This is a genomic window from uncultured Veillonella sp. (assembly GCF_915069625.1).
Classification (GTDB): Bacteria; Bacillota; Negativicutes; order Veillonellales; family Veillonellaceae; genus Veillonella.
Genome location: NZ_CAJZFD010000063.1, coordinates 1 through 9,935, shown reverse-complemented (window position 1 = coordinate 9,935; position 9,935 = coordinate 1). Strand labels below are relative to the sequence as shown.

7 protein-coding genes are annotated in these 9,935 nt (G+C 36.9%); 1 reads left to right on the top strand and 6 read right to left on the bottom strand.

Annotated features, from left to right (window positions below; all coding sequences use genetic code 11):
• Positions 1-116 precede the first annotated feature (116 nt).
• From QZ548_RS04740 to QZ548_RS04715, 6 genes are all read right to left on the bottom strand, one after another.
• Positions 117-326, bottom strand: coding sequence for a hypothetical protein (locus QZ548_RS04740; protein WP_009352574.1), 210 nt, complete (start codon positions 324-326; stop codon positions 117-119).
• 28 nt (positions 327-354) lie between these two features.
• Positions 355-735 carry a hypothetical protein gene (locus QZ548_RS04735; RefSeq protein WP_295868707.1) on the bottom strand — a complete coding sequence of 127 codons (381 nt, stop codon included), beginning with the start codon at positions 733-735 and terminating at the stop codon, positions 355-357.
• Positions 736-872: 137 nt separating this feature from the next.
• Positions 873-4,664, bottom strand: coding sequence for a PolC-type DNA polymerase III (locus QZ548_RS04730; protein ID WP_295868705.1), 3,792 nt, complete (start codon positions 4,662-4,664; stop codon positions 873-875).
• A gap of 2 nt (positions 4,665-4,666) precedes the next feature.
• On the bottom strand, positions 4,667-5,644 hold the full coding sequence (gene holA / locus QZ548_RS04725) for a DNA polymerase III subunit delta (RefSeq protein WP_295868703.1): 978 nt from the start codon (positions 5,642-5,644) through the stop codon (positions 4,667-4,669).
• Positions 5,645-5,655: 11 nt separating this feature from the next.
• Entirely contained in the window at positions 5,656-7,878 is a 2,223-nt protein-coding gene (locus QZ548_RS04720) for a ComEC/Rec2 family competence protein (protein WP_295868699.1), read from the bottom strand.
• Positions 7,835-8,404 carry a helix-hairpin-helix domain-containing protein gene (locus tag QZ548_RS04715; protein WP_105089216.1) on the bottom strand — a complete coding sequence of 190 codons (570 nt, stop codon included), beginning with the start codon at positions 8,402-8,404 and terminating at the stop codon, positions 7,835-7,837. The genes QZ548_RS04720 and QZ548_RS04715 overlap by 44 nt, the downstream gene beginning before the upstream one ends.
• A gap of 111 nt (positions 8,405-8,515) precedes the next feature.
• Here QZ548_RS04715 and QZ548_RS04710 point away from each other — a divergent pair, with 111 nt between their 5' ends.
• Positions 8,516-9,745: an aminopeptidase gene (locus QZ548_RS04710; protein WP_295868696.1), complete on the top strand. Its 1,230-nt coding sequence runs from the start codon at positions 8,516-8,518 to the stop codon at positions 9,743-9,745.
• The last annotated feature ends 190 nt before the right edge of the window (positions 9,746-9,935 follow it).

Sequence of the window (9,935 nt, the reverse complement as noted above, 5' to 3'; positions counted from 1 at the left end):
GTTGCTATAACAAATTGCTGGAAACAGTGCATGGGTCATATGGTAACATTATTGTTAACCTTTTGGGGAACTGCAAAACTTTCAAAAAGAGGTGTCATCATTTGATGACACCTTTTTTACCTATAATAATCGTCCTCGTAATCATCTTTATATCGTATTGCATCGAGATCTGATGGTGATAGCACATTTCCTTCTTCATCAACATATTCTCGGAATTCGTTAAAATATACACCTGGAATATCGGATTCTTCTAACTCAGGCACATCCTCAGGCTCAATGTCCCAAAATTCTATTTCGACAGATTGATTTTTATGCTTATTTATCATTTCCTAACACTCCCTTTATCAGAAAAATCTACTTAAATAAAAGAAAATTAGCAAAAGTATTGAGTACAATAATAAAGATAATTCGACTATAGATATTTAATCTACTAATAACATCAGTTAATTTATAAGGCATATTGGTTTCTTTATTAATCTCTTTATTTACAATCTTCTTCAAATAAACCAATTTAAGCATTTCGGATATAGATACTAAGAATAGAACTATAGCAAATATTTTATTACTATAATCAGCAAAAATTAAACTTAAATAAATTACTAAAACTTGGAAGATTTGTATAAATAAAAAAGATTTACTTCTTTTAAAAGAAGCAGATACAAAATATATTTCTTTTGATTTAGCTAGAACTACTACTGTAATAACAGCCATTAATGTTAAAAAAAGAAAAATCATTTTCTCCTCGTAGTATAGTTATAGTGGGTAACATTATTAATTATTAATTGTATTTTAGCAAAATATAGAAAAATAAGCACTATATCCAATTTTGGATATAGTGCTTATTTTGTATTTAAGTTTTATCTTGTGTTTTATTATGCCCCAAAGAGTGACATTTGTTCGTCTTCTGGTAATTCACCACAGCATTTAAGTTCTTTCATTAGATCAATGATGGTGTTAGATACTTTACAACGACGTTGCAAGTCTTTTAAAGATGTAAACGGACGTTCTTCTCGTTCAGCTACGATAGCATCAGCTACTGTTTCACCTAAGGAATCAATAGCCAAGAATGGCGGTAATAGAGCACCATCTTTAATGCTAAAACGTCTTGCTTCAGAGTGTTGAATATCTACATTAACAAAACGATAACCCCGTTGGTACATTTCCATAGATACTTCTAAGGCACTCATAAGGTCCTTATCTTTAGGACTGGCGGCGCGATCAAGAGCTTTAATACGATTGAACTCAGTCATTTGCGTTTTAAGGTCTCCCGTCATAATACGCAAATCAAAGGCCTTCGCCCGAATGGAGAAGTAGGCAGCATAGAAAGCCAATGGATGGTACACTTTAAACCAGGCTATACGGAACGCCATCATAACATAGGCTACCGCATGGGCCCGTGGGAATAGATAGGAAATCTTCTTACAAGATTCAATAAACCATTCAGGAATATTGTTTTCCCGCATTTCTGCTTCAAACTCAGTCGTCGCTTGACCTTGTTTATTCCGTTTTTCAATGCCCTTCCCTTTACGCACGTTTTCCATTACGAAGAAGCTATGCTTTCTATCCATACCGCGATGGATTAAGAAGTTCATTACGTCGTCACGGGTAGAAATGGCTTCGTTCAATTTACAAGTACCATTTTTAATGAGGTCTTGCGCATTATCGAGCCATACGTTTGTACCATGAGAGAAACCAGAGATACGAACCAAGTCAGAGAATGTTTGAGGACGAGAGTCTTCAAGCATGCCCCGTACGAACTTCGTACCACATTCTGGAACGGCCAAGCTAGCTACTTGGTCACCTTGTAATTGCTCAGGTGTTAACCCAATCCCCTCTGTCGAAGAGAATAAGCTCAATGTCTTTGGATCATCAAATGGGATTGTCTTAGCATCTATACCGGTCAAATCCTCTAGCATACGAATGATAGTCGGATCATCATGGCCAAGAATATCGAGCTTAGTCATACGGCCTTCGATGGAGTGATAGTCAAAGTGTGTTGTTAATACACCACTTTCCTTCTTATTCGCAGGATGTTGTATAGGTGTAAAGTGATGCACATCCATATCGCGAGGACATACCATGATACCGCCAGGATGTTGGCCAGTAGTATTCTTAACATTGGTAAAGCCTTTTGCTAAATGTTCAAAGAAACCACTACGAGCTTGAATATCTCGAATTTCGGCATACTTTTTAACATAACCAAAAGCAGTTTTATCAGCTATTGTACCGATGGTACCCGCTTTAAATACATTGTCACGTCCAAATAGTTCTTCCGTATATTTGTGAGCCTTTGCTTGGTAATCACCGGAGAAGTTAAGGTCAATATCTGGAACCTTATCACCTTCGAAACCAAGGAAGATGGCAAACGGAATATCATGGCCATTAGTTTGTAGCGCATGACCACACTCTGGACAATCTTTACGTGGCAAGTCAAAGCCACCTGCATATTCGCCCTTTTCAAAAAATTCAGAATGCTTACAATTAGGGCATACATAATGTGGCGGTAATGGATTTACCTCGGTAATTTCAGACATGGTTGCTGCAAAGGAAGAACCTACAGAACCACGGGAACCTACGAGATACCCATCATCTAGAGATTTTTTTACTAGCTTATGAGCAATGTAATACAATACGCCGTAACCATTGGAGATAATACAGTCTAGTTCATAATCAAGTCGCTCTTGTACTACGCGAGGCAATGGGTCCCCATAAATGGCTTTCGCATTTCTATAACACATTTCTGTGAAAGCTTCATCGGCACCTTCAATCTTTGGAGAATATGTGCCATCTGGAACTGGTTTAATATCTTCAATGCTATCATTAATTGCACGAGTATTAGTAACAACTACTTCATAGGCCTTTTCTTCACTTAAGTAAGGGAAGGATGCCAACATTTCATCGGTGGTACGTAAATGTAAATCTGGTTGTTCATCTGCATCTGGATAACCACAGGCAGTCAACATGATTTCACGGTAAATCTTTTCTTCTGGTGTTAAATAGTGAACGTCACAGGTTGCACAAACAGGCTTATTTAATGCATCCCCTAATTCAATAACCGTTTTGTTCATATCGATAAGGGCTTGCTCATCTGGCATAAGTCCTTTACGAACCAAGAACATATTATTTGTATGTGGCTGAATTTCAAGATAGTCATAGAAAGATGCAATCTCTAATAGTTCTTCCTTTGTAGCGCCACGAACAATGGATTGCATAAGTTCCCCAGCTTCACAAGCAGAACCGATAATAATGCCTTCACGATGTTCTTCAATAACAGAACGAGGCAAACGAGGACGTACCTTATAGTGTTCAAGATGAGAAATAGATATCATCTTGTACAGATTGCGCAAACCTACCATATTTTTAGCTAATAAGATAATATGGTAACGTTTATCTTTTTCTTTTTTCTTCTTCTTATCTACTACAGGCTCTTCATCACGAGCAACAATTTCATCATCAATAAGATAACCTTCTACACCGTAGATAACCTTAACGCCCAACTCTTTACCAAGAGCTTGAGCTTCTGGAAAGGCTTGTACAACGCCGTGATCTGTAATAGCTACCGCAGGATGACCCCATTTTTTTACTGTTTTAAATAGGTCTTTAACAGATACAAGGGCATCCTTATCACTCATCTTAGTATGCAAGTGCAGCTCTACACGGGAGTCTGGACGGTTTTCAGTGCGCTCCACGCTATTAGTTTCCATAGCTTCAATGCTTCGAATAGATAAGATATAATCCTTATCAAATCGATCATCAAAGCTGACGCTACCTTGTACGCGTACACGTTGTAAACCTTTTAATTGTTTAAGTAGCGCATCCCCTTCTTCAGGGCTGTTCGTAAACTTGATGAATTTGATACTATTCGTATCGTCTACGATGCTACCGTTAACGATACTTTTACCAGTCTTAGTATCACGTTTATCTAGACCAACAAATACACCTTCAAAAATAACACTAGGCGTATCCAAAGTGCCCATAATTTTAGAGGTAACTCCCTCAATTTTAGGCCCTAAAATCATGCCTTCATCAGTAGGAGCATCCTTCGGGGCACGACGAGGGTATTTACTATCCCCTTCACTACCTTTAGCAGTAGATTTTGTAGTACTTTTATGTGCAAAACCTTTACTTGTTTTAGGTGTACTGCTCACAGCTGCGACAGTATCACTATTGCTAGATGCGGCAGCCGTTTGATTAGAACGAGATACAACGACAGGACTATTATTAAAGTAGCCCAGCTCAACAGCCTCTACAAATGGGGCAAAATCATCTTCATCGACATCATCATATTCATCTTCTTGATCATAACCAGCAAAAGACTTACCTCTAGGCACTTTGTTTTTAGCCTCTTCAGCCTCACGTTGCGCTTCTGCCGCTTCAATCCATTCACCAGCACCACAGCCGCCACCATAATAATAGGTATCTAAACCTTCCCCTGTTTCCGTATCTACCTTCCAAGCGAAGCAACAAGCTGTATCTGTATTAGTTGGAATATTATCAAAGTAAATATTTTTTTCCTTATACCATGCAGATAATCTTTCACGCAAACTAAGCAATGTAGAAAACGCAGAGTCTGCTGCTTGAATCGTCACATGTTGGCTATGACAGTTTACATAGAAGGATGATTTCTTATTCTGTTTTGGTACAACACGATAACGTACTTTCATTTTTATCCTTTATACCCACAATAGGTAATACATAAATCTCTAAATCGCCAAATATCGCCCTTGCTACTACGGCTATCCAATATAATCTCATAGAGTCCTTTTAATAAAGCTCGTAATGCCTTAACTGAAATTCTAGGGCTCGCCTCGTAAGCCAACTTAATCGGATATGGTTTAAATGATGAATCATGATCCTTACATAAGTTTTGTATGGCTTGAACAGACATTCCCGCTTGGCGACATTCGCTAACCAGTAGCTGCAAACGTAACTGCCCCTCAATATAGCTCATAGCACGATCTAATTCTTTATAGCCGAACATAAACGGAAATAATTCAAGCAATGTATCAATATCTCGTTTTAACAGAGCCTCTTTAAAGGTGAAAATATTTTTAGCACCATAGTCACTACCATTCTCTTCAAGGAACTCTTTCGTAATGACTTTATCGCCTGTTATCTGTAAAAAATAACGGTCAAATTCGGTTTTCATAAATGAAACCGGTACATCTTGCCACAAATCGATGAGATGAGCCACATATTCTTGTGCATCAGGAGTCATTTTAAATCCATTAGATGTACAATATTGACGAATCCACATCACTAGGTCAGCCCCTTCAAGGCGCTTACATTGATGATTTGGTATTTTATCTAAAATCTCTTTATTTTGCTTGATGCGTTTATCAATCATATCATGATAAATCAAAAGGATGGGGTTATCCCCGTTATATTCCATGAGAAGTTCATATAATGGAACCCAAGCATCGCTATTTTTACCTCTTTTACGAATAATAGGTAAATTCACTAAGCAAAATACCTTTTGATCGCCAAATAGAGAATCCTCACAGAGCTTTTCACTTATCTTCTGTGGCCCAGCTTCATCATCTAATACTGTTACTGGAAGGTCAGGATAGGCACATAAAAATTTACGTTTTTCTTCTTCAATTAATTGTGGCTCATCGCCATAAATGAGTTGAATATGTGCCATAGTTCCTCCTTTCACAGATAGATATCTTTAATGTAACTGTATCCCATTATATACATGTGTTCCGATGATGGGTCCACATCGCGTAACGCACCATGAGGGCTGCTAAGTAAAACCATATTATTCGGTAATACTCGGCCAATTTCATTCATTGAACTAGAACGACTCGTAATAAATAGTGTATTAGTCTTATCATTTAATTTTAGATTTTTTTCCCCTCTTTGTCCATTATATACATCGATTTCTTTCATACTATTTTTATATATTGTTTTTGCAGATCCGTTACTATGAAAGTAGTCTACTTTTACAACCTTTGGATTGACACCATATGCTTGTATAGCTTGATTAATAAGCCTTTCATTAGGTGTTGTTTTAATATGGTCTGGTGCATCAATTAATACATAGGCCCCTTCGTGATTTGGTTCTATACAAAGTAACACATTACACTGCTTCATAGGAATATAGTGAACCAATGCATTCTTATGATACTGTGTCACATAATATGAAGCACCAAAGGTTGTGACCATAAAAAACAAACACAACATTACATAAACAGTATATCTTTTTCTATGGGTTAAAAAATACGTAAATAAACCTAATAGAACCAAATACAAATAAGCACAATAAGGATTCATCATGCCTAACCAAAGTAAACTGCCACTACGACCTAACACATGATTTAAATATAAGGATATACGTAATAGTACATCTATCAAAGGCCATAGAAATGATATTGGCATTATAGAGCTAATAATAGTACTTATAAAAATTAAAACGATAGATATATCTAATAAAGGTGCCACTATACAAGCTGCTAACAAACTAGCAATACTGATATAGTGAAAGTAATACAGCTGTAGCGGCAAGATGAGCAACTGTGCTGACACACATAACACAAGCGGTGTTTTAATCCATTTTGGTAACCATTGAATACGTTCATATAATACTTTACCCCATATGAGCAATCCATAGGTCGCGCCAAAGGATAGCTGAAAACTCACGTCAAACAAAGAGAATGGATCATATACTAGACATAGTATGGCACATATACATAACGCCTGCTTAGCTTGATATAGTCGCCCTTTTACATAGGCCATGCACATGAGTATACTCATCATTGTAGCCCGTACAACAGGAACATCACCACCAACGACACCACAATACATGATAGCCACTAAAATCCCCATAATCAAACTAGTTCGTTTTCTTAATTTAATAAGTCGTCCCAGTCCATATATCAGTGCTAGTAAGAGAGCAATATGTGAACCTGATATAGATAGAATATGGATAAGTCCTGTATAGGAAAAATCCTTCATTGTATCTTCTCCTAGCTCACTATAATGTCCACCTAAGGCTAATGCTTGTGCTAATACTTGTTGTGGCCCCTCTAGATAATTAGAAATAGTTTTATCTATAGACTCTCGTATTAATCCACAAAGAAATAAGAGTTTTATATATAGTTTTTCAGAATGGGTTTCTTTAAAGTGAAATGCTTGTAAGTCTTTATGACTGGCAACTCGGTATACACCATCGTAGATTCGCCCTCGAGAATTGGAACTCATATATCGACCGCGAAGATTAATACGACCTTCCTCTTCGATAAAAAATAAGGACTTTGGTGTACCTTCTACAACTGCGTATTCCCCTAGTCGTATGGGATGTTTGGTGGTAGACACCTTTGAATATACCTGTAACCTTCCCTGTGCATTAATATAATCATTTTTGGCAGTATCTTTATAAGGATGTAAGCCATGAGTTTCAATTGTATATTTGTAGTACTCCTGTCCGTTCAAATTTACTCTTTCAGGAGCAGTTACAACCGTACCAAGATATTCTCCTTCTTGCTGCAAATAATATGAAGTATAGCTATTAAAATGTATAATCCGTAAATCTGTTTGATAATACGACAGTCCTACAAAAACGGACACTAAAACTATTAACTTACCAAGTGATCGCCACCAATTAGACGATTGTAAGACTTTAAAAACACCGACACCTATAATGGCTATCCCTATCGCAAAGATATAGTACATTTGATTGAGTACAGGAAAATAATTTCCATACCCTAGTATTGTTCCTATAATGATAGATCCTAATATAACATGTGCCCATTGACTATGAGTTAACACCACTTTTGTACGATCAATAATATTTGTATGTAGTGGCATACCTTCGTGATTACAATTTTGATTGTTAAATTGTAATTTTGTCTTTAATTTTCTTAAATACGCCGTCACCAATGCCCTTCACCCCCTTGATACCTTCAACGGAAGTAAAGGGGCCTTTTTGTGAACGATATTCCTCAATTCTTTTAGCCATGGCAGGGCCTATACCTGGCAGAGAGTCTAATTCTTTTGCAGTGGCAGAGTTTATGTTTATCTTATTACCACGCAATAACACTTCAGGATTACCGTGAAAGTTAAATACTACATGGATATGATCACCTGCAGTAACTGGCTTAGCCATATTTACCGACTCTACATCTGCATAGGGTAATAGTCCTCCTGCTAGCTTAACAATATCACCTACAGTAGCTGAGCTTTCAAGCTCATATAAACCAGGTGAAGCGACTGCACCTGTTATATAAGCGATTGGTTTATTAGGCTGTTGTTCTACAGTAGATATAGAAGAATTTCCATCTATACCCCCTTCAGCTAGGACAGAATCGCTTTCATCTGTTATAATAGGCCATAGGAAATAAATTCCTACTAAAATACATAGGATTAATACAATTATCATATAGGGCTTCAATTTAACTTTCATAGTGCACCTCCTACTGAAGGATTTCCCTATGAAAAATAAAACTCCTACCACTGACTCTATTAGTCACACTAGCAGGAGTTTAACAATTGATGTCGAATTAAAGGAGAAATTATGAATCAAGATACATTAAGAAAATATGCCCGTACATTATTACAATACGGTGTAAACTTGCAGCAAGACCAAACATTAGTTGTTTCTGTAGATGTAGAAAACAAAGACTTTGCAGTGATTGTTACTGAAGAAGCTTATGAACTTGGTGCTAAGGAGGTTGTTCTGAACTGGAGATGCTCCCCAATTGCCCGTCAACGTTTATTGCATGCTAACGAATCTGTTTTAGAAAAACCAGCTAACTGGATTCCTGAATTCTACAAGCAGTACATCGATGAAAAGGCTGCCTTCTTATCGTTAATCAGTGCTAATCCAAAAGCCTTAGAAGGCATCCCAACGGATCGTATTTCCTTACAATCTCGTAACTTAAATAAAGTGTTATCCTTTTATCATACAGCCATCATGAATTCTTCTGTTACATGGTGTGTTGCCTCTGTACCAACAGTACTTTGGGCAGATTTATTAGGCTATGAAGGTACAAACGAAGAAAAAATTAATCAATTATGGGAAACATTATTGAAACTTTGCCGCATTGAAGGTGTAGAACCAAAAGATACGTATCGTCATCATATGGCAAAATTACGTCACCGCTGTGAAGCATTGAATAAATTAGACTTAAAGGCATTGCGTTATACTTGTGAAAATGGTACTGACCTCCTATTAGAATTGCCAGAAGGTCATATTTGGCTAGGTGGTGAAGAATCCTCCAAAGATGGTACTATTTTCAATGCTAATATACCTACAGAAGAAGTTTTCTCTGCTCCACAATACAATGGCGTTAATGGTATTGTGTACAGTACAAAACCTTTAATTTACCACGGTAATACTATTTCTGATTTCTCCTTTACGTTTAAAGAAGGTAAAATCGTTGAATATACAGCCAAAGAAGGTTATGAAGTATTGAAAGAATTAGTAGAAACTGATGAAGGTTCCCACTACCTCGGCGAAGTTGCTTTAGTTGATCACTTCAGCCCAATTAGTCAATCTAACCAAATCTTCTTCGAAACATTGTTTGATGAAAATGCGTCCTGCCATTTAGCAATTGGTGCCTCTTATCCAACATGCCTCAAAGATAGCGATGGTTTATCTGAAGAAGAATTAAAAGAACGCGGCCTTAACCACTCCTTAACACATGTAGACTTTATGATTGGCCATGAACGTATGAACATCAAAGGCTATACTCGTGACGGTCAAGAAGTAGACATTATGATTGATGGTCGTTTACAAGTATAAACATAACTACAAAACAATCATAAATTGGATGACAGCAAAGAACTATATGTCTAGTCTAACGTCTCTAGTAGATATCAATTTATATTGGAAAACTACATATGAAACAGACCCTATATACGCTTGTATATAGGGTCTTTTGATAATAGTAAAAATTTATTCTATTACAATGTGATATTTAAAGTACGGCCTG